Source organism: Microbispora sp. NBRC 16548 (assembly GCF_030268985.1).
GTDB classification, from domain to species: domain Bacteria; phylum Actinomycetota; class Actinomycetes; order Streptosporangiales; family Streptosporangiaceae; genus Microbispora; species Microbispora catharanthi.
The window spans coordinates 24,101-42,666 of sequence record NZ_BSSF01000019.1 but is presented as its reverse complement, the minus strand read 5'-3'; the positions used below and the strand labels follow the sequence as shown (position 1 = coordinate 42,666).

Sequence of the window (18,566 nt, the reverse complement as noted above, 5' to 3'; positions counted from 1 at the left end):
ACCGTTTGTCTACCTCTAATCGCGCCTGAACACCAGTGTCGTGCGGCCGAGCGTCACCCTCGTCCCGTCCTGCATCTCGATCCTGCGGATCGGCTGGCCGTTGATGAAGGTGCCGTTGGTCGACCCCAGGTCCACGAGCACGACCTGCGGCCCTTCCACTCTTAGCTCGGCATGATGCCGTGATACGCCGGGATCCACCAGCCGAAGATCACAATCGGTTCCGCGGCCCAGCAAAGTGACCGGTGTGGTCAGCTCGTACGAGCGCTGGCCCTGGGGGTCGTCCTGGGTGGAGACGAGCAGCCGGGGGCGGCCCTGGAACGCGCTGGGCCGGCCGGCCGGCACGTCGCTCGGCGGCTGACGGATCTCGTCCTGCTCGACCGTGGCGCCCCGGATCACCCCCGACCGGATGCGGAAGAGCCCGACCGCGAGGTCGTCTGCGGTCTCGAAACGCACCCGCACCGGCCCGACGAACGAGTAGCCCTGCTCCTTGGCGTACTCCCGTGCGAGAGTGGCCAGCTCGTGGCCGATGCTGTCGGCGTACACCTCCAGCCGCTCGCTGTCGGTCGTCGACAGCTCCACCACGAAGTCGTTCGGCACGAGCGTGCGACCCTGAGCGACGATCGCGGCGCGCTCGTCCATCTCCCTCTGCACGGCGCTGGCAACCTCGACCGGCTGGAGATCGGACTTGAACGCCCGCGCGAAGGCCCCTTCAACCAACCCTTCGAGCCTGCGCTCGAAGCGCTGAAGGACTCCCACCGGACACCTCCCTTCCATTGCCACTATGGTCGCGACCGCTCCGGTGCTGCACTGAGCCCCTTCGCATCGTCGTTTAGAAGGATCGTATCCGGGTTCGTAAGCACGGGCGGATACGTGCTAACCTTTCCAGGCACCCAGAGATGGGGACCAACCGCAAGGGCAAGTGGCGGAATGGCAGACGCGCACGGTTCAGGTCCGTGTGTCCGAAAGGACGTGGGGGTTCAACTCCCCCCTTGCCCACCAAGAACAGGCCTCGCTTGGCAGTCGCCCGGCGGGGCTTCTTCTTTGTGTGATCCAGTGGGGCAACGCCCTGGAACCCCCGGGCAGATGAGCGGCCTCGCTTGGCAGTCGCCCGGCGGGGCTTCTTCTTTGTGTGACCCAGTGGAGCAACCCCCTGGGACCCCCGGGCAGATGGGCAACCTCGCCTGGACGCAAGCGAAGCCTCCACGTCCGGCCTCCCCTCCCGGCCCGTACGGCACGGGCCCTCCTGGCGATGTCGCGGCGGGGGCCCCGAACATCGGGGCCCCTCCGTCGCGCACTGCACATTCTCAGGAGGCCGCCTTTCAAACCACTTTCCCCGCGCTTGCAGGGGCGACCTTTACCTTCTGTCCCAGTTCGTGAGCACAGGGGTCTCGCGATGGAAGATTTTCGGTGAAGCCGCAGGCGCGGGGCCGCGCCGTGACGTCCCAGGTCGGCGCGCCCGCTCACGCGACGGGCGCGCCGCTCCCGAACGACGAGGGAAGACGGCGGGTCTGAGCGCCTCGATGAGCGAAGCGGGAGACACAGTCGTCAGGCGACGAGCAGTTCGCCGACCAGAGTGGTGAGATCGATCACACCGACGGGCGTGCCGCCGGCGTCCGTGACGAGCCCGAGCTGCGCGCGGGCCTCCTGCAGCAGGGTCACGGCGTCGGAGATCGTGGTGTCCTTCGCCATGCGGGGGACGGGGGTCGCCAGCTCGCCTGCCCTGTGTCCCGGCTGAAGGACCGCGTCGCGCACGTGGAGCACGCCGACCACGTCGTCGGGGGTGACGACCAGCATGCGCAGGCTCCCGCCGCGCGCGGCCGTCCGGCGTACGAGCAGGTCGTCGGCGTTCGCGGGCACCGAGGACGCCTCGCCGACGGGCACCATCAGCCGCTCGACCGGCTGGGAGTGGACCCGTAGCGCGCGGGTGAGCAGGTCGTGCTCGTCGCGGTCGAGCATGCCCATCCGGCCCGACTCGGCGACCAGCATGGCGAGCTGGCGGGGTGTGCGGGTGGTGGCCAGCTCGTCGCGGGGCCGCACGCCGGCCAGCCGCAGGATGCCGTTGGTCAGCGCGTTCAGCAGGGCCAGGATCGGGCGGACGAGCCAGGCGAAGCTGCGGAACGGCAGCGCCAGCCCCATCGCGGCGCGCTCGGGGTGCGTGAGCGCCAGCGACTTGGGCGCCATCTCGCCGACGACCATGTGGAGGAACGTCACCAGGGCGAGCGCCACGACGTACGCCACGGGCGTGCGCAGCGTCTCCGGCAGCAGCGTGAGCACCGGCTCCATCAGATGCTCGATGGAGGGCTCGGCGACCATGCCGAGGCCCAGGGAGGCCAGTGTGATGCCGAGCTGCGCCCCGGCGAGCATGAGCGACAGCTCGCGCCCGCCCCTGACCGCGGCGCGGGCCGTGACCTTGGCCAGCCGGCCGCCGCTGACGGCGATCTCCTCCAGGCGGTGGCGGCGGGCGGAGACCAGGGCGAACTCGGCCGCGACGAAGAACCCGTTGACGGCGAGCAGGACTATGCCGAGCAGAACGCCGGTGAGAGAGTTCATGCGGGCCTGCCCTGGAACAGTGCGGAGAACAGCTCGGGGGCGTAGTCGGCGCCGCCCGCGCCGCGGGCCGCCGCGCGGGCCTTCTCCCGCTCCGGCCGCTCCTCCGCATCCGCGTCCGTCGGCGCCTCGGCCGGTGCGTCCGCCGGCGCCTGCGTCGACACCCGCACCCACTCGGGGACGCGGCGGCGCACGCTCAGGACCGTGAGCACGGCCCGCTCGGCGTCGTCGTCCTCGTCGTCGAAGAGATGGGGCTCGGGCACGAGGGGGGAGACGACCTGGTCGCCGGGCTCGGCCATCCGGCCGAGGAGCGCGAGGACGAGACCGGCCACGGTCTCGTAGTCCTCGCTCTCCGGCAGCCGTACGTGCGTGGCGCGCTCGACCTCGTCGAGGCGGAGGGTGCCCGGCACGTCCCAGACGCCCTCGCCGTGCCGTACGACGCCGAGCGGTTCGGGGTCGTTCTCGTCCACCAGCTCGCCGACGAGCTCCTCGGCCAGGTCCTCCAGCGTCACCACGCCGGCCAGCCCGCCGTACTCGTCGATCACGCAGGTGAACGTCTCACCGGCGGAGGTCATCCGCCGCAGCAGCTCGGGCAGCGGCAGGGTCGCGGGGACGAGCAGCGGCGCGCGGGTGATGCCGCCGACGAGCCCGCCGGAGGGAGAGCCGGCCTTCAGATACTCGGGCAGCCCGGCCACCCCGACGACGTCGTCGGCGTCGGTGCCCAGGACCGGATAGCGGGAGTGACCGTGCGTGCGCAGGGCGTCGAGGAACTCGTCGACCGGCCACTCGGCGCGCAGCGAGACCACGCGCGGGCGGGGGACCATGACGTCCTCGGCGGTACGGTCGCCGAACTCCAGCGCACGCTCCAGCGTGTCGGCCAGCCGGGGCGGCAGCTCGCCGGCCGCGGCCGACTCCGTCACGATGCGCGACAGCTCCTCGGGGGTGGCGCCGTGTTCGAGCTCCTCCACGGGCTCGATGCCGAACAGGCGCACGAGCCGGGTGGCCGCGGCGTCGAACAGGCGGATGACCGGCCCGGCGACCACGAGATAGACGTGCGTCGGGCGGGAGAGGACCTTCGCGACGTCCTCGGGCCGCGCGATGCCGAGGTTCTTGGGGGCCAGCTCGCCGAGGATCATCTGCACGACGGTGGCGATCGCGACGCCGAGGGCCACCGCGACACCGGGGACGGCCGAGCCGGGCAGCCCGGCGGCCTCCAGCGGGCCGCGCAGCACGCCGGCGATCGCGGGCTGGGCGATGAAGCCCACCAGCAGGGTGGTGACGGTGATCCCGAGCTGCGCGCCGGAGAGCATGAACGACAGCCGTCCGGTGATGTCGAGGGCCCGGCGCGCCGCGCCGTCGCCGGCCGCCGCCTGCTCGCGAAGGGTGCCCCGGTCGGCGGCCACGAAGGCGAACTCCTGCGCCACGAAGAATCCGGTGGCCAGGGTCAGAAGGAGGACGGCCAGGAGGCCGAGGGCGGCGCTCATCGGGCGCCCGCCGTGCGATCATGAGATCCCGTGCCTGGGCACGGGCAGGTACTCCAGGGGTCCGGAACGGACACGACGATCCTTTCGCGTGGTGGTATACCACCGTAACGGCTGGAATCTCTCCTGTGTTTCCCGGCAGCCTTTACTGACTGCTTAGAGGGCGTCTGGGTACCGTGAAGAAGGGGACGCATCGGCAAAGACTTTCGCCGCTGCGGTCAAAGCAGTCGCAAGGACACTGAGGGCTGGGGGTTCACGTGGCCGACGAGGACGAGGCGACCCGTGCCTATCGGCGTGCGGCCCAACCCCCGGCAGCACCGCCCCCGGCTGCCCCGTCCCGGACGGCACAGCCTCAGCCGGCGGCTCCGGCGGGGTCCGGCAGGGAGGACACGGTCCCCCGCGCCCGGTCCAAGGTGTACGGCAAGCCGCGTCCCGGCAGCGCCCCGGTCCGCCCGCTCGGCGGGAGCAGGCACGAGGCCGGGGACCAGGGAAGCGCCCCGCACGGCGGGGGCGGCGGGCCGACGGGCCGCGACGGCTCCGTGCGCGGCGGCGGACGCGGACCGCGCCGGACCGGCAGGATCGTCCTGCGGGTCGTCGTCGTGGTGGTCGTGCTCCTGCTCGTCGCCGCCGTCGCCGGATATTTCTGGATCGGCTCCCGGCTCCGGCCGGTCGAGTCGCTGAACGACTACGACGGGCGGCCCGCCGAGACGCCGGGCCAGGACTGGCTGCTGGTCGGGTCCGACAGCCGGGCGGGCCTGACGGCCGCACAGCGCAAGAAGCTGGCCACAGGGAAGGCCGTCGGCAAGCGCACCGACACGATGATGCTGCTGCACATCCCCGAGAGCGGCCGGCCCACCCTGGTCAGCCTGCCCCGTGACTCGTACGTCCCGATCGAGGGGCACGGCAGCGGCAAGCTGAACGCGGCGTACGCCTTCGGCGGCCCGGAGCTGCTGGCCAAGACGGTCGAGCGGGTGACCGGCATCCGAATCGACCACTACATGGAGATCGGCTTCGGCGGTTTCGTCGGCATCGTGGACGCGATCGGCGGGGTCAACATCTGCGTGAAGCAGGACATCAAGGACCCGAAGGCCGGGATCAACCTGAAGAAGGGCTGCCAGGACATGGACGGCGGCACCGCGCTCGGCTACGTGCGCACCAGGGCCACCGGCGCCATCCCCGACTTCGAGCGCACCCAGCGGCAGCGCCAGTTCTTCTCGGCCGTCGTGCAGAAGGCCGCGAGCCCGGGCACGCTGATCAACCCGTTCACCTCGGTCCCGCTGGCGCTGAGCGCGGCCGACTCGGTCTCCGTCGACCCCGGCAGCGGCCTGTTCGACCTGCTGTCGGTCGGCATGGCCATGCGCGAGGGGCCCGTCGCGACCGCCGTGCCGATCGGCTCGCTGCCGACGATCGGCGGCCAGGCGGTGGTCAAGTGGGACACCCAGAAGGCGCTGCGCCTGTTTGAGGCGCTGGCCGCCGACAAGCAGGTGCCCAAGGACGTCATCACCAAGTAGGGGGACCGCCGCTCGCGCGGGCGCACGACGTGCGCGGCACGAGCGGCAGGGGTCAGCTCCCCGCGGTGGCGGCGACCGTCGCGGCGGTGGTGGCGGCGGCCACGGCGGCGTGGATCGAGGCGATCGTCTTGCGGACCGCCTCGGCGGTCCACTGTCCCTCGGCGATCTCCTTGATCCGGCCCTTCTGCGCGTCGGGGAACGCCTTGCGGTCGAGCTTGGCCGCGTGCATGACCGCGATCAGGACCGCCGTCCGCTCGTCCGGCTCGGCTCCGGCCAGCACGTTCTGGACGCGCTCCCGCACGCCCTGCTCGTGGCTCGGGTCGAGCTCGGGATAGCGCGTGGTGGGGAAGATCCCCAGGATCTTGCCCTCCTGCTCGCTCAGCACGCCCCGGGCGGCCAGACGGGTCAGCAGCCGCTTGCGCAGCCTGCCCGCGCGGAGCTTGCCCACCCACCAGTCGGCCTTGCGCGGACCGCGCTCCTCGGCGATGCGGGTGAGCGCCGCGTCCAGCTCCTCATCGCCCACCGGGGTGGGATCGACGGGCACGACCTTCGCGCCGTCGAGGTCCACCCGGCGGCGTACGGCCAGATCCGCGAGCAGGGCCCCGGCCAGGGCGCAGTCGAGCTCCACCGACCCGATGATCGGCTTGCCGGTGTCCTCCCGGTAGGCCAGTAGCAGCACTTCCTCGGCGATCGTCAGTGTCACGCAGTCGAGCCTAACTCGCGGATTACGGTCACAATGAGCCCTTATGGGAATCTCTGCGGACCTGCACGCCATCGGGCGGCCGATGCTGGACGCCCAGCTCGCGCACCCGACCGTACGCGGCATCTCGGCGGGCGACCTGCCCGAGGCGGTCTTCCGGTCATGGCTGGAGCAGGACTACCTGTTCCTGCTCGACTACGTCCGGGTGTTCTCGCGGCTGGCCTGGCAGGCTCCGGACGCCCACCTCGGCGACCTGGTCGACCTGGCGTACGCGACGTGGCACGACGAGCTCGACCTGCACCGGTCGCTGGCGGCCGGCTTCGGCGCCGACCTCGACGGTGCGGTGAAGGGCCCGGCCTGCGCGGCGTACACCTCGTTCCTGCTGGAGTCGGCGGCGGACTACGGCGAGGGGCTGGCGGCTCTCTACCCCTGCATGTGGGGCTACTCGACGCTCGGCCGGATCCTGGCCGCCGACCCGCCCGCCGAACCGCGCTATCGGGCCTGGGTGGACACCTACGCCGACCCCGGGTTCGCCGCCCTCGCCGCGCGTATCGCCGTCATGATCGACCAGGCGGCTCCGGGCCCGGCACGCGCCCGGGAGCTGTTCGTTCGCGGCATGGAGCACGAGCTCGCGTTCTGGGACGTCCCCTAACCGGCCGGGTTAGTGTGAGGGCATGCCGGAGCTGCCCGAGGTCGAGGCGCTCGCCGAGTTCCTTCGCGAGCACGCCGTCGGCCATGCCGTCGTCGGGGTCGACGTGACCGCCTTCCAGGCGCTCAAGACGGTCGACCCGCCCGTCACCGCGCTCGCCGGACTGCTCGTCACCGGTGTGGCGCGGCACGGCAAGTTCCTCGACGTCGACTGCGACGGCCTGCACTTCGTCACCCATCTGGCCCGCGGCGGCTGGCTGCGCTGGCGCGACGACCTCACCGGCGCGAAACCGGTGCGGCCGGGCAAGGGCCCGCTCGCGGTGCGGGTGCGGCTGTCGCCGGGCGAGGACGGCCGCGCCCCCGGGTTCGAGCTGACCGAGGCGGGCACGCAGAAGCGCCTGGCCGTCTACGTGGTGCGCGATCCGGAGGACGTTCCCGGCGTCGCCGGGCTCGGGCCCGACCCGCTGGCCGAGGGTTTCACGCCGGACCTGCTCAAGACGATCGTGGGCGGGAGCCGCGCGCAGATCAAGGGCCTGCTGCGGGACCAGAAGGTGATCGCGGGCATCGGCAACGCCTACTCCGACGAGGTGCTGCACGTCGCGAAGATGTCCCCCTTCAAGATCGCCGGAACGCTGACGGACGGCCAGGTCGCCGACCTGCACGACGCGATCGTGAGCACGCTGCGGGACGCGGTCGGGCGGGCCAGGGGGCTGGCCGCCAAGGACCTCAAGTCGGAGAAGAAGTCGGGCCTGCGCGTGCACGGCCGTACGGGCGAGGCGTGCGAGGTGTGCGGCGACACGATCAGGGAGGTGTCGTTCGCCGACTCGTCGCTGCAGTACTGCCCGACCTGCCAGACCGGCGGCAAGCCGCTGGCCGACCGCCGCCTGTCGCGCCTGCTCAAGTAGGCCCGTGAGGAGCGACCCCACCTTCGGCGGGTTCACGTCAGGCCCGGAGGAACTCGGCGATCGGCTCGGCCTGGCCGAAGATGGCGTGACCGGTCCGGGGGAGCAGGTTCACGGTCGCGTGCGGGACGCACTCACGGACGCGCCGCACGGTCTGGCGAGAGTCGATCATGGCGTCGCGGTCGCCGGCGATGACGAGTACGGGCATGGTGAGGCCCCGCAACGCGTCGTCGGGGAACACCGGGAGCTTCTCCCTGCGCGGGTTGAAGTGCGTGAACGTCAGGACGACGGCGTCGAGCGCCTGCCGGTCCCTCTCCCCGTCGAGGCCCGCGACGGCCATCGCCGACTCGCGTAGTCCACCACGTCGGAACGGGCCGGTCAGCAGGGCCTTGAAGATCCAGCCGACCTTCTGCCGCCCCACGCCGCCGGGGCATATCAGGGCCAGTCGAGTCACTCGTTCCGGACGGCGGACGGCGTAGTCCAGGGCCGTCCAGCCGCCGAGGGAGGTGCCGACGAACGCGGCGCCGGCGATCCCGAGCCCCTGCAGCACGTCGTCGAGCCAGAGTGACACGGCGCCGGAGTCCAGGGCGGGGCGCGAGGGCGCGCTCAGGCCCGGCTCGCCGACCAGGTCGACGGCGTACGTGCGGAAGTGCCGGGACCAGGTGGGGACGTCTCCCCGCCACATCGAGGCGTTCGCGCCCGAGCCGTGCAGCAGCACGAGAGGCGGCGCGTCCGGGGGGCCGCAGACGTGGACGAAGGTCTCGCCCTCGCGAGTCGGCACCCGTACGTGCTCGGCCGGGATCGGCCAGGCGTCCAGCACCTGCCGGTAGTGGTCGAGGAGCTCGCGCCGACCGGCCTCGGACTTGTAGATCGTCATGGCGCCCGCACCGCCGGCCGCGCGCCGCACCACATCGTTCACCGTCGGCCTCCCGTCGGAGCGGACCGCACATGGCGGCCGCGATTGTCATTTATCGCTCTCTAACATACGTTACTGAGGGAGGGATGGGGAAGTTTGGATGACAAACGACCGTGTCGATGCGGCCCGCGGATCACCGTGGGTCACAGCTCGCCACATGGGCCCGGGCATCGGTGGTGTGCCGTCAGAATGGGCGCATGACATTGCCGGAAATCGCCCCCGACGCACTGCCCGAGGACGCGTACCTGCTGGACGTCCGCGAGAACGAGGAGTGGGTGGCCGGTCACGCCCCCGGCGCCGTCCACATCCCGCTCGGCGAGCTGCAGGTGCGGGTGGACGAGGTGCCGCACGACCGGCCGGTGTACGTGGTCTGCCGGGTCGGCGGCCGGTCGGCGCACGCCGCGATGTGGCTCAACCACATCGGCCGGGACGCCGTGAACGTGGACGGCGGCATGCGGTCCTGGGCCGCGGTCGGGCGTCCGATGGTGAGCGAGACCGGGGAGGCGCCCTACGTGGCGTAGGGACAGGGGCGGCGTAGGAAAACGGTCAAAGAAGTGTCATAATCCCCAAGACATCATCAATACCCGCGGGAGCTCGGGCGTGACCGGGCTGAGAGGGCGGATCCACATCGTGCCGCCGACCGCATGAACCTGTCCGGATAATGCCGGCGTAGGGAGCGTGTGATGACTTCTGCCGTCGTCGACGACGCGCACGCGGAGGTTCCGCTCACTCTGGACGAGGAGGCCCCGAGAACCCTGGGCCTGCTCGACCAGGGCGCCTTCTGGGCCAACCTCGGCGTCAGCCTCCTCGGCTTCTCGGGGGCGCTGTTCCTGCTCGACCCGCTGGGCGGCAAACCGCTCACGTTCACCGCGGCGGTGCTCGCCGCCGTCGTCGGCAGCCTGCTCGGGACGGCGATGGTCGGCCTTGCCGCGATCCCCGGCGTACGCACCGGGCGGCCCGCGATGGTGCTGCTGCGCGGCCTGTTCGGGGCCCGGCTCTCGTACATCCCGACCGTGCTGAACATCGTGCAGATGCTCGGCTGGGGCGCCTTCGAGCTGTGGGTCATCGCCAACGGCGCGCAGGCGCTGTTCGGCCCGGCGGTGCCGTACGCGGTGTGGGCGGTCGCGGCGGGCGCGCTGACGATCGCGCTGACGATCCGGCCGCTCGGCGCGCTGCGGCTGCTGCGGCGGTACGTCACGGCGGGTGTGGTGATCGCGATGATCTGGCTGTCGATCGCCCTGTTCCGGCAGGGGCCGTCCGTGGGGGGCGGCTCCTGGGACGCCTTCGCCCCGGCCGTCGACTACGTCATCGCGCTGTCGGTGTCGTGGGTGCCGATGGCCGCCGACTACGCCAGGCACTCGCGGTCGAGCGGCGCGGCGTTCACCGGTGTCGTCGCGGGATACACGATCGCCCAGGTGGCCTGCCTGGCCCTCGGCATCGCCGCGCTCGCCCTGGTCGGCAACGACGGGGACAAGGTGTGGGACCCGTTCGTGGCCGCCCCTCTCGGGGTCGTGTTCTTCGGCATCCTGGTGCTGCGTGAGGCCGACCAGTCGTTCGCGAACGTCTACTCGACGACCGTGTCGATCCAGAACCTCGCGCCGCGCTGGGACCGCCGGGCGATCTCGGTCGTGATCGGCGTGCTCACCACGCTGATCGCGCTGTTCGCCGACGTGAACTCCTACGGCGCGTTCCTGAGCGTGATCGGGGCGGTGTTCGTGCCGATGTTCGCCGTGCTCGTGGTGGACTACTTCCTGCTCGGCGGGGCCGCCCGGTGGAACACGGCCGAGGACGCCCCCTCCCGCTGGCTCATGATCGTGCCGTGGATCCTCGGGTTCGCGGCGTACTGGATCGTGACCTCCACCCCGACCGTCGGCTGGTGGGACGGGATCTGGACCGAGGTCCGCCTCGCCCTCGGGTTCGTCCACCAGCCGTGGATGAACGCGGCGCTCGCCGCGTTCCTCGTCGCCGGGCTGGCGACCGTGGCGCTGTCCCTCCCGGCCCGCCGCCTACGGTCGCGCCGTTGAAGACGAGACGGCCCCGCGTCAGGACGTCGTCGTGCCCGCCGAACGCACGAACGGCTCCAGCAGGGCCCGCGCGGACTCCCAGGTGGTCTGCAGGTCGCTGCCGGACTCGATCAGCCGGGACCCGGCGAACACGATCGCGTTGATCATCTCTGCTGTCTCGGGCACCGCGGAGACGCCGAGGTGGCGCAGCGCCTCCACGAGCGGCTCCAGGAGCTGCTGGTGCATGGCACGGCTCTGCTCGGCGACCGTGTCGCCCGGCGCGACCTCCGCAAGGACGGTGGCCAGCGCGTGCTCACCCTCGTTGATGAGCTCGAAGTTGGTCAGCACGTAGGCGAGTACGCGGTCGGCCGGGGTCGCGGCGGCGTCCATCGCGGCGGCGACCCCGGCCGACCAGCGGGGGAAGACGTCCTCCACCAGCGCGTTGAGCAGGTCCTCCGAGGACCGGAAGTACTGGTAGAGACTGGGCCGGGCCAGCCCGGCGCGCGCCGCGACCCGGGTCAGGGTCGGTGGCCGGCCGGTCTCCGCGAGGATCTCCCTGGCGGCGTCGAGCAGCGCCCGGTGCTGGGCGGCCCGATGCTCGGCGACGGTCGACGCCTGAATGCGTGGCACCTGCTCTCCTCCACCATGGTCGGCCTACTCCGACAGTCTCCCATCCACCATCGACAGGACACGATCGCAGTGACCGAGCACGTCGTGATCGTGGGTGACCATGATCGTCGCGACCGCGGACTCGTGCGTCTCGTGTGCGAGCAACGTGACGATGTCGTCACTGCGGGCGCGGTCCAGCGCGGCGGTCGGCTCGTCCACCAGCAGCACGGCCGGGCGGGTGACGAGGGCGCGGGCGATGCCCACGCGCTGCCGCTCGCCGCCGGACAACTGGTGGGGGCGGTGCCCGGCGCGGTGCCCCATGCCGACGCGGTCGAGCAGCTCCCGCGGGTCGTGACCGTCACCCGCGCGCTTGCCCGCCACGTCGAGCGCGAAGCGGAGCTGGTCGAGCGCGGTTAGGGCCGGGATGAGGTTGCCGGACTGGAAGACGAACCCGATCCGTTCGCGGCGGTGGCGGGCCTTCTCCCGGGCGCTCGCCCGGGAGATGTCGACGCCGTCGAGCAGGACCCGGCCGGTGTCCGGCGTGGTGAGCGCGCCGGCGACGGCGAGCAGGCTCGACTTGCCGGAGCCGGACGGTCCGACGATGGCGACGAACTCGCCGGACGCCACGTCGAGGTTGACGTCGTCGAGCGCGGTGACCGTGGCGTCGCCGTCGCCGAGGGTCAGGGTGACGCCCTCCACCAGCAGGCCGCCGCGTTCCTGGGCGCCTGCCCGGCGGGCGGCCGGACGGGGGGACGTGGAGCTGCCGGCGGTCATCTTTGCCCTCCCAGGGCTGCGAGCGGGTCGACGCGGACGATGCGGCCCACGGCCGCCACGGCACCGGCGAGGCCGAGGCCGATGAGGAGCAGGGCGGCGAGGACGAGCGGGCCCACCTCCAGGAGGAACGGCATGGGGGTCGTGGTGAGCAGCGTGCCGCCCCCCACCCCCAGCAGGAAGCCCACGGCGGTGGACACGGTCAGGATGACGGTCGCCTGGATCATCGTGTCCCGCATGAGGTAGCCGGTCGAGGCGCCCATGGCCCGTATGACGGCGAGCTCGTGCTTGCGCTGGATCGTCCACACGGTGAAGAACGTCCCGACGACGAGCGCGGAGATGGCGTACAGGAAGACCTGGATCAGCGTGAGCGTGGAGGTCTCGGCGGAGTAGCCGGGGGAGGCGCTGAAGGACTCCTTGAGCGTCATGCTCGTGGTGCCCGCCGCGGCGTCGCCGCCCGGCAGGTCGATCCGGTCTCCGTCCCGTGCGCGCAGGGCGATGGCCGTGGCCTCCTCGTACGCCCCGTCACGCACCTCGTCCCCCGGCCCGGCGCCCGCGTGCACCTGCTGCCAGGTGTGCAACGGCAGGTACGCCACGTCGACATGCCCGAAGGTGCGCTGGTCGCCCGTGGTGCCGACGACCTTGAGCCGGGTGCCCAGACGGTCGATGACGACGGTGTCGCCGATGGCCACGCCCTCGTCCAGGACGGTCTCGCTGACCACGATCCCGTCGGGGTCGCCGAGTCCGGTGCCGCCGGAGACGGCGGGTGCGAGGAAGGAGCCGGGGTCGACGCCGAACAGGGCCAGGTCGATCGGCACCTGGGCGCCGCCGGCGGTCTTGGCCTTGGCGTTGACCAGCATGTTGCCGAACGGCGCGGCGTCGCCGACGTCGTCGCGGCCCTTCCACGCCTCGGCCTGGTTCACGTTGACGGTGCTGCGGGAGAAGGCGGAGTCGGTCTTGGTGCCCTCGGCGAAGGCGAACGCGGTGACGGGCAACCGCTGGAGCCCGGAGACGCCGTCGTTGACGAGCCCGGAGGAGAGGCCGGACAGCAGCACGACGAGGATCGCGATGAGGGCGACGACTCCGCCCATCAGGCCGAAGCGTGCGCGGGCGAAGACCAGCTCGCGCCAGGCCAGGAACATGGCACTCCTTGAAAGGCAGGGATTTCAGGGACGACGAGCGCCCCGAGTTGCCGACGCGCCGTTGGTAACATACCAACGGCGCGTCGGAAAGATTGGACCGCCCCGTGGTCCGTGGAGCATCCCCGCCAGGCACCGCAAGCGTGTCCGGCCATTCCGGCGTGATCGAGCGCGCCTTCGGCGAGAACCGCGCGTCAAGGTCATCGGCCGCTTTCCCGGTGAAACCCGAAGACGCCACCCGCCGGAGTGACTAGAGAGCGCCCTCCAGGCGGAGCAGGTGCTCCTTGGCCGCCGGGCCGCCGGCGTACCCGCCCAGCGCACCGGGGCCCTCCACCGCCCGGTGACACGGCAGGAGCAGGCAGACCGGGTTGCCGGCCAGGGCGTTGGCCACCGCGCGGGGCGCCTGCGGCCGGCCGATCCGCTCGGCGATCTCCTGGTAGGTGGTGACGCTGCCGTACGGCACGGCCGGCATGAGCTGGATCACCGTACGGCTGAAGCCGGTGACCAGGCGCAGGTCCACCGAGAGGGAGAAGGTGCGCAGCCTGCCGGTGAAGTAGGCGTCCAGTTCCCTGCGCAGGGGATCGATGCGGCGCGGGTCGGGCCCGATGAACGAGCCCACGGCGCGGGAGACCCGGGCGAAGACCTCGTGCTCGTCCTCGTAGGTGCAGGCCAGCACGCCGCGTGCGGTCACCGCGAGGACCAGGCGGCCCACCGGCGCGTCCATGGTGCCGAAGGCGACCTCGGGCGGGGCCACGCCGACGTAGCCCGGCGAGGTCACGCGGAGCAGGGCTTCGAGGTCCTCGGTGGACATGGGCGCCCCACTTTCTCTTCTCTGCGTGCAGGCAGCGTATCGGAGCGGTCGCGAGGTGACGGAAAACCCCAAGATCAAAAGGTGAAAGAAGGCACGATGGGGACGTGGGTGACAGCAGCATGGACGGCCGGGCGGCGGACCTCGCCCCCGCGGTCCCGGACGCCGTGGCTGCGGATGTCACGGCTTTCGGTGACGCGGCCCTCGGTGACGCGGCCCTCGGTGATGCGGCCTTCGGTGATGCGGCCTTCGATGACGCGGGCTTCGGCGACGCGGGCTTCGGCGACGCCGAGGAGGGCCTCGCGCGTGCGGTCCTGGCCGGCTCCCCCGACGCGATCGTCGCGCTCGACCGCGACCTGGCCGTGCTGAGCTGGAACGCCGCGGCCGAGCGGCTGTTCGGCTGGCCCGCGTCCGATCTGCTGGGCAGGCGGGCCCCGATCGTGCCCGACGAGCTGATGGCCGAGCACAACGCCGTGCTCGAACGCGTACGCGCGGGCGGCCGGGTGTCGCTGACCACCAAGCGCCTCCACCGCGACGGGCGGCTGCTCGACCTGCGGGTGGACACGAGCGCCTTGTGCTCGCCGGGCGGTGCCCTGCTCGGATACGTGAGCGTCTACCACGCCGCAGAGGACGACGACGCCGCGCACGGCAGGATGGTGCGGCGTGCCCGCCTGGTGCGGCGGCTGACCGACGTGGTCGGCGACATCAACGCCGAGCTCGACCTGCCCGTCGTGCTCGACCGCATCGCCGCGAGCCTGACCGAGCTGACCGGCGCCGACGCCGGCGGTTTTGTGTCCATCGAGGGAGAGCGGCTGCGCCTGGTCGGCGTCCACCAGTTGCCCGAGACGCTGCGCGGGGCCACCGCCGGGCTGCACACCAGCCTGGTCGCCAAGCTGCTGCGCACCGGCAAGACCGTGCTGCTCGAGACCGGCCCAGAGGGCTTCCAGGACCTGATCTGGGCGCGTCTGCCCGGCCTGCACACGATCGCCGTCGGCATCGCCGCCGTGGGCGGGCGTCCCTATGGAGCGCTCTACGCGTTGTTCGCCCGGCGCAAGGCGAGCCATCTGGAGCTCGAACTGCTCGAACTGCTGGCCGGACACGCCGGGATCGCGGTCGCCAACGCCATGGCGTACCAGGACGCGGTGCGGCAGCGCGCCCACGAGCGGGCCGTCTTCGACGCCAGCGCCGACGGCATCGCGGTGCTGGACGGCGCGGGCGCGGTCGTCCGGTGGAATCCCGCGGCGGCCGAGCTGACCGGCCACCCGGCGGACCGGGTCATCGGGAGGCCGTTGCCCTTCCCGCTGCCGGCACCGGGGGAGAAGCTCACCTTCCAGCTTCCGTCCGGCCGATGGCTCGACGTGCTGTGCGCGGAGATCCGGGAGACGGGGGAGACCGTCGTCGACTTCCGCGACGTGACCCGGGCCAAGGAGCTGGAGGAGGCCAAGGACCTGTTCCTCGCCACCACCAGCCACGAGCTGCGTACGCCGATCACGATCGTCCACGGCTTCGCCAGCACGCTCGACTCCCGCTGGGACCACCTGTCCGACGAGGAGCGGCGGTCGGCGGTCCACACGATCGCCGAGCGCGCCCGCTCGCTCGGGCAGCTCATGGACCACCTGCTGCTCGGCGCGCGGGCGGGGGCGGAGGAGCTGAAGGTCAGGGTCGAGCCCTTCGACCTGGCCGCCCGGGTGCACGCGGCGACGCTCGGGCTGCCGGTCCTGTCCGACCGGCACCGGCTGGAGGTGGACATCCCGCCCGATCTCCCCTTCGTGTACGGGGACGCGCTGGCCACCGACATCCTTCTGGCCCAGCTCCTGGAGAACGCGTTCAAGTACTCCCCGGACGGCGGCCTGATCCGGGTCGAGGCGTGGCCGGAGGACGACCGGGTCGTGCTGGTGGTGGACGACGAGGGAGTGGGCATCGCGGCGGGCGACCGGGAGCGGATCTTCGAGCGGTTCGTCCAGGCCGACAGCGGCAACCGGCGCAGATTCGGCGGGGTCGGGCTCGGGCTCTACATCGTGCGCAACCTCGCCCGCGCCCAGGGCGGAGACGTCGCCGCGCTGCCCCGATCCGGCGGGGGAACCCGCATGCGGCTGGTGTTGACCTCGGCAGGATCTTCATCCTGATAAGACAGATCGGAGCGTGGCGTCACCACTTAAGCACTGAACTATTGTCCAATGTGCACAAGCTGTGATCCGGGGCACGGTTTCCCGGCCGAGTAAGCGGGGCATTTCGGTCGTACTGGCTCGTGCAGCAGAAACGGGGGAACGGGGAGGTGAGTGCGTCGAGCGTCGTGATGCTGCCGTACGCACCGTCGAGCGTCGCCGTCGCACGTCAGCGCCTCAGCGCCGAACTTTCGAACGCGGGGCTGCTCGCCACCGCCGTCGACGACGTCGTTCTGATCATGAGCGAACTGCTGAGCAACGCGCTGCGCCACGCCCACCCTCTCCCGTCCGGCCAGCTCAAAGTGGCGTGGCTCTGCTCGGACACCCAGGTCGAGGTGGCCGTGAGCGACGGCGGCGCGTATACGGAACCCCGTGCCGGTCGCCCGACACTGTCGTCCCTCGGCGGCCGTGGGCTCGGCATCGTCGAATACCTCGCCGAGCGCTGGGGGGTCAGGCACGAGGAGGAGGCGACCACTGTCTGGGCCGTCGTCTCCGCCTCATGGCCCGCCCCAAACGGGCATCCCGAGCTGTCCGAAACCCCGGTGCTGCGCGAGGTCGGCTGAGGCCCGCCGCTACGCTCCGCCTCCGCCTCCGAAGGCGTGCTCCATGCAGACCAGGTCGTCCCGGGAGTCCCACGACTCGGTGACGACGAAGCCGAGCCGTTCGTAGAGGGCGATCGCCGTCGTCCGCCAGCGCCACACCGACAGCCGTACCGACCGCAGGCCGGTCGCGTGCGCCCGGGTGAGCGCGGCGCGGACGAGCGCGCCGGCCACGCCCCTGCCGCGCTCGCCCGGATCGACCCACAGCCGTTTGATCTCCGCCCGCCCCTCGACGGGCGCCGCGAGCACCACGCAGCCGATCGCGGCGTCCCCGCGGCGCGCGACTAGCACGACGTCGTCCGCGAACGCCGCGCCCGGGTCCTCGACCTCCACCCGATAGCGCTCGGGCAGGTGCGCAGGGCCGGCCACCGGGACGCCCTTCTCGGCCTCGGTCCGCAGGTGGTAGGCGGCCAGGAGCGCCCGCAGGTCGTCGCCGCCGGTGTCCCCCGCCGCCCAGGACACGATCACGTGGTCACGGGTCATGCCGTCAGCATTCCAGCCCCCGGCGTCACGCGGTGCGCGGGTGGAGCACGGCCCGCTCGGCCGTCGTCCAGGCGCTGCTCACGAGCAGGTAGACGCCCGCCGCGAGCGGGAGGAAGGCCGCCACGGCCACGGTCCAGAACGGCGTGAGGAGTTGGATGCGCCGCATCGGCGCCGTGGGCTCGACCCTGCGAGCGGCGATCACGGCCACGGCCACGAGCAGTGCGAGCAGCCCGGCGAAGACCAGGACCGGCGGGCTGACCAGGCCCGCCCCGGCGACCGCGGCCGCGAGGTGCTCCCCCAGTGGCACGCCGAGCACGCTCTGCGCCAGCAGCAGGTTCGGGTGGCCCGCGATCACGGCGGCCGTGAACAGCCGGTAGGTCACCATGAAGAACGGCGACTGCGCGAACGCCGGAAGATAGCCGGTGAACTGGCCGAGGCCCTCCTTGGCGTACAACGCGTTCACCTCACGCAGGAGCCGCTGCGGATCGTTCTTCCACCGCGTGCGCAGCCTGTCCACCTGGGGAGCGAGCCGCGTCCTGATCCGCTGGGCCCGGGCGACGCGGACGCTCAGCGGTAGCAGCGACAGCCGTACGGCGAGGGTGACCAGGACGATCGCGAGCCCGGCGCCGGTGACATGGCTGAGTGCCTCGATGAGCCGGTAGGCGGGGTCGAGCACGAAGTCGAACATGGGAAGCCTTTCGTCTGTGACCTTTTGCCGAGGGATGAGGGCATGACGAAAGCGCTCGTGACCGGATGGCCGGTCAGGCGAGCGCGGGGCTTCCGGATGGTGCGCGGGGACGGGGACGGCCAGACGCGCCGGGATCGCGCAGCCTGACCATCGCCGTCTCACCGTTGTACGACGGCCTGCCCGGCCCCCGACGCAGAACGGGGACGCCGGTCAGCCGGCAGAGCATCCAGGCGAACACCAGGACGGCCACGCCGGCCAGGCCGACCGCGGTCAGCGCGCCGGGGGCGGAAGACCCGGCGGCCAACTCGGCCAGCAGCCAGACGAGCGATCCGACGGCGGCCTGGAGAGCGTTCACGTCAGCGGGACAGCTTCCCGACGACGGTGACCACCACGACGGCGACGAGGGCGATGATCCCGATGATCAGCAGGAACTTCAGTGTCGCGAACAGTGCGGGGATCACGAATCCGATCACCAGCCAGACGGCCAGGAGGATCCCCAGTACGGTCAGTACGGTACGGGCCATGGCCCCAAGGTACGCGGTGACACCGACAACCGCGAGCTTGATCCAGAATCGGTTCGCATACCCGCGATCCAT

Annotated in this window: 20 protein-coding genes, 1 tRNA gene and 1 riboswitch; of the genes, 8 read left to right on the top strand and 13 right to left on the bottom strand. The window is 71.8% G+C overall.

Annotated elements, in window-relative coordinates; all coding sequences use genetic code 11:
• Positions 1-15: 15 nt before the first annotated feature.
• Positions 16-756 (bottom strand): FHA domain-containing protein, encoded by a 741-nt coding sequence (locus QSK36_RS37130; protein WP_183537984.1) that lies wholly within the window; start codon positions 754-756, stop codon positions 16-18.
• Positions 757-913: 157 nt separating this feature from the next.
• Between QSK36_RS37130 and QSK36_RS37125 the strand changes: the two genes are divergently transcribed.
• Positions 914-999, top strand: a tRNA-Leu gene (locus tag QSK36_RS37125).
• Positions 1,000-1,545: 546 nt separating this feature from the next.
• Here QSK36_RS37125 and QSK36_RS37120 read toward each other — a convergent pair.
• Positions 1,546-2,550 carry a hemolysin family protein gene (locus tag QSK36_RS37120; protein ID WP_139579642.1) on the bottom strand — a complete coding sequence of 335 codons (1,005 nt, stop codon included), beginning with the start codon at positions 2,548-2,550 and terminating at the stop codon, positions 1,546-1,548.
• The gene (locus QSK36_RS37115) at positions 2,547-4,031 is read right to left on the bottom strand and encodes a hemolysin family protein (RefSeq protein WP_285785609.1); all 1,485 of its coding nucleotides are present in this window, start codon (positions 4,029-4,031) and stop codon (positions 2,547-2,549) included. Before QSK36_RS37115 ends, QSK36_RS37120 begins: the two co-directional genes overlap by 4 nt.
• Positions 4,032-4,285: 254 nt before the next feature.
• Here QSK36_RS37115 and QSK36_RS37110 point away from each other — a divergent pair, with 254 nt between their 5' ends.
• Complete coding sequence (locus tag QSK36_RS37110) at positions 4,286-5,539, top strand: LCP family protein (protein WP_285785608.1); 1,254 nt, start codon at positions 4,286-4,288, stop codon at positions 5,537-5,539.
• 52 nt (positions 5,540-5,591) lie between these two features.
• On the opposite strand, the gene QSK36_RS37105 is transcribed toward QSK36_RS37110, so the two are convergent.
• On the bottom strand, positions 5,592-6,242 hold the full coding sequence (locus QSK36_RS37105) for a GOLPH3/VPS74 family protein (protein ID WP_285785607.1): 651 nt from the start codon (positions 6,240-6,242) through the stop codon (positions 5,592-5,594).
• 43 nt (positions 6,243-6,285) lie between these two features.
• Between QSK36_RS37105 and QSK36_RS37100 the strand changes: the two genes are divergently transcribed.
• Together QSK36_RS37100 and QSK36_RS37095 are read left to right on the top strand one after the other, a co-directional pair.
• Complete coding sequence (locus QSK36_RS37100) at positions 6,286-6,891, top strand: TenA family protein (RefSeq protein ID WP_285785606.1); 606 nt, start codon at positions 6,286-6,288, stop codon at positions 6,889-6,891.
• A 22-nt stretch (positions 6,892-6,913) separates the two neighbouring features.
• The gene (locus QSK36_RS37095; RefSeq protein ID WP_285785605.1) at positions 6,914-7,792 is read left to right on the top strand and encodes an Fpg/Nei family DNA glycosylase; all 879 of its coding nucleotides are present in this window, start codon (positions 6,914-6,916) and stop codon (positions 7,790-7,792) included.
• 37 nt (positions 7,793-7,829) lie between these two features.
• On the opposite strand, the gene QSK36_RS37090 is transcribed toward QSK36_RS37095, so the two are convergent.
• Positions 7,830-8,708 (bottom strand): alpha/beta fold hydrolase, encoded by an 879-nt coding sequence (locus QSK36_RS37090; RefSeq protein ID WP_352241579.1) that lies wholly within the window; start codon positions 8,706-8,708, stop codon positions 7,830-7,832.
• A 194-nt stretch (positions 8,709-8,902) separates the two neighbouring features.
• Between QSK36_RS37090 and QSK36_RS37085 the strand changes: the two genes are divergently transcribed.
• Both QSK36_RS37085 and QSK36_RS37080 read left to right on the top strand, forming a co-directional pair.
• Positions 8,903-9,226 (top strand): rhodanese-like domain-containing protein, encoded by a 324-nt coding sequence (locus tag QSK36_RS37085; RefSeq protein WP_142563707.1) that lies wholly within the window; start codon positions 8,903-8,905, stop codon positions 9,224-9,226.
• A gap of 55 nt (positions 9,227-9,281) precedes the next feature.
• Positions 9,282-9,398: riboswitch (TPP riboswitch) on the top strand.
• Entirely contained in the window at positions 9,389-10,729 is a 1,341-nt protein-coding gene (locus QSK36_RS37080; RefSeq protein WP_285785604.1) for a purine-cytosine permease family protein, read from the top strand. Its footprint overlaps the riboswitch before it by 10 nt.
• Positions 10,730-10,747: 18 nt before the next feature.
• Here the strand turns inward: QSK36_RS37080 and QSK36_RS37075 are convergent, their stop codons facing one another.
• The 4 genes from QSK36_RS37075 to QSK36_RS37060 form a co-directional block, all read right to left on the bottom strand.
• Positions 10,748-11,338, bottom strand: a complete 591-nt coding sequence (locus QSK36_RS37075) for a TetR/AcrR family transcriptional regulator (protein WP_183537978.1) — start codon at positions 11,336-11,338, stop codon at positions 10,748-10,750.
• 24 nt (positions 11,339-11,362) lie between these two features.
• A complete protein-coding gene (locus QSK36_RS37070; RefSeq protein WP_225898225.1) occupies positions 11,363-12,091 on the bottom strand; it encodes an ABC transporter ATP-binding protein in 729 nt (242 codons plus the stop codon).
• The gene (locus QSK36_RS37065; RefSeq protein WP_285785603.1) at positions 12,088-13,230 is read right to left on the bottom strand and encodes an ABC transporter permease; all 1,143 of its coding nucleotides are present in this window, start codon (positions 13,228-13,230) and stop codon (positions 12,088-12,090) included. The genes QSK36_RS37070 and QSK36_RS37065 overlap by 4 nt, the downstream gene beginning before the upstream one ends.
• Before the next feature lie 247 nt (positions 13,231-13,477).
• Positions 13,478-14,038 carry a methylated-DNA--[protein]-cysteine S-methyltransferase gene (locus QSK36_RS37060; RefSeq protein WP_183537976.1) on the bottom strand — a complete coding sequence of 187 codons (561 nt, stop codon included), beginning with the start codon at positions 14,036-14,038 and terminating at the stop codon, positions 13,478-13,480.
• Positions 14,039-14,142: 104 nt separating this feature from the next.
• Between QSK36_RS37060 and QSK36_RS37055 the strand changes: the two genes are divergently transcribed.
• Both QSK36_RS37055 and QSK36_RS37050 read left to right on the top strand, forming a co-directional pair.
• Positions 14,143-16,161, top strand: coding sequence for a sensor histidine kinase (locus QSK36_RS37055; protein WP_285785602.1), 2,019 nt, complete (start codon positions 14,143-14,145; stop codon positions 16,159-16,161).
• Between the two features lie 149 nt (positions 16,162-16,310).
• Entirely contained in the window at positions 16,311-16,763 is a 453-nt protein-coding gene (locus tag QSK36_RS37050; protein ID WP_352241575.1) for an ATP-binding protein, read from the top strand.
• Between the two features lie 9 nt (positions 16,764-16,772).
• Here QSK36_RS37050 and QSK36_RS37045 read toward each other — a convergent pair whose 3' ends face one another.
• The 4 genes from QSK36_RS37045 to QSK36_RS37030 all read right to left on the bottom strand — a co-directional run bounded on the left by QSK36_RS37045 (position 16,773) and on the right by QSK36_RS37030 (position 18,494).
• Positions 16,773-17,282 carry a GNAT family N-acetyltransferase gene (locus tag QSK36_RS37045; RefSeq protein WP_285785601.1) on the bottom strand — a complete coding sequence of 170 codons (510 nt, stop codon included), beginning with the start codon at positions 17,280-17,282 and terminating at the stop codon, positions 16,773-16,775.
• Between the two features lie 25 nt (positions 17,283-17,307).
• Positions 17,308-17,970: a YidC/Oxa1 family membrane protein insertase gene (locus QSK36_RS37040; protein ID WP_285785600.1), complete on the bottom strand. Its 663-nt coding sequence runs from the start codon at positions 17,968-17,970 to the stop codon at positions 17,308-17,310.
• Positions 17,971-18,043: 73 nt separating this feature from the next.
• Positions 18,044-18,325, bottom strand: a complete 282-nt coding sequence (locus tag QSK36_RS37035) for a DUF6412 domain-containing protein (protein ID WP_285785599.1) — start codon at positions 18,323-18,325, stop codon at positions 18,044-18,046.
• A gap of 1 nt (position 18,326) precedes the next feature.
• Positions 18,327-18,494, bottom strand: coding sequence for a hypothetical protein (locus QSK36_RS37030; RefSeq protein WP_182897859.1), 168 nt, complete (start codon positions 18,492-18,494; stop codon positions 18,327-18,329).
• Positions 18,495-18,566 lie beyond the last annotated feature (72 nt).

What these genes read in the sequence shown, in the direction of transcription:
- QSK36_RS37060 (WP_183537976.1), bottom strand. Translation starts at nt 14,038, where the DNA reads ATGTCCACCGAGGACCTCGAAGCCCTGCTCCGCGTGACCTCGCCGGGC.
- QSK36_RS37100 (WP_285785606.1), top strand. Translation starts at nt 6,286, where the DNA reads ATGGGAATCTCTGCGGACCTGCACGCCATCGGGCGGCCGATGCTGGAC.
- QSK36_RS37080 (WP_285785604.1), top strand. Translation starts at nt 9,389, where the DNA reads ATGACTTCTGCCGTCGTCGACGACGCGCACGCGGAGGTTCCGCTCACT.
- QSK36_RS37070 (WP_225898225.1), bottom strand. Translation starts at nt 12,091, where the DNA reads ATGACCGCCGGCAGCTCCACGTCCCCCCGTCCGGCCGCCCGCCGGGCA.
- QSK36_RS37045 (WP_285785601.1), bottom strand. Translation starts at nt 17,282, where the DNA reads ATGACCCGTGACCACGTGATCGTGTCCTGGGCGGCGGGGGACACCGGC.
- QSK36_RS37065 (WP_285785603.1), bottom strand. Translation starts at nt 13,230, where the DNA reads ATGTTCCTGGCCTGGCGCGAGCTGGTCTTCGCCCGCGCACGCTTCGGC.
- QSK36_RS37085 (WP_142563707.1), top strand. Translation starts at nt 8,903, where the DNA reads ATGACATTGCCGGAAATCGCCCCCGACGCACTGCCCGAGGACGCGTAC.
- QSK36_RS37095 (WP_285785605.1), top strand. Translation starts at nt 6,914, where the DNA reads ATGCCGGAGCTGCCCGAGGTCGAGGCGCTCGCCGAGTTCCTTCGCGAG.
- QSK36_RS37120 (WP_139579642.1), bottom strand. Translation starts at nt 2,550, where the DNA reads ATGAACTCTCTCACCGGCGTTCTGCTCGGCATAGTCCTGCTCGCCGTC.
- QSK36_RS37030 (WP_182897859.1), bottom strand. Translation starts at nt 18,494, where the DNA reads ATGGCCCGTACCGTACTGACCGTACTGGGGATCCTCCTGGCCGTCTGG.
- QSK36_RS37040 (WP_285785600.1), bottom strand. Translation starts at nt 17,970, where the DNA reads ATGTTCGACTTCGTGCTCGACCCCGCCTACCGGCTCATCGAGGCACTC.
- QSK36_RS37115 (WP_285785609.1), bottom strand. Translation starts at nt 4,031, where the DNA reads ATGAGCGCCGCCCTCGGCCTCCTGGCCGTCCTCCTTCTGACCCTGGCC.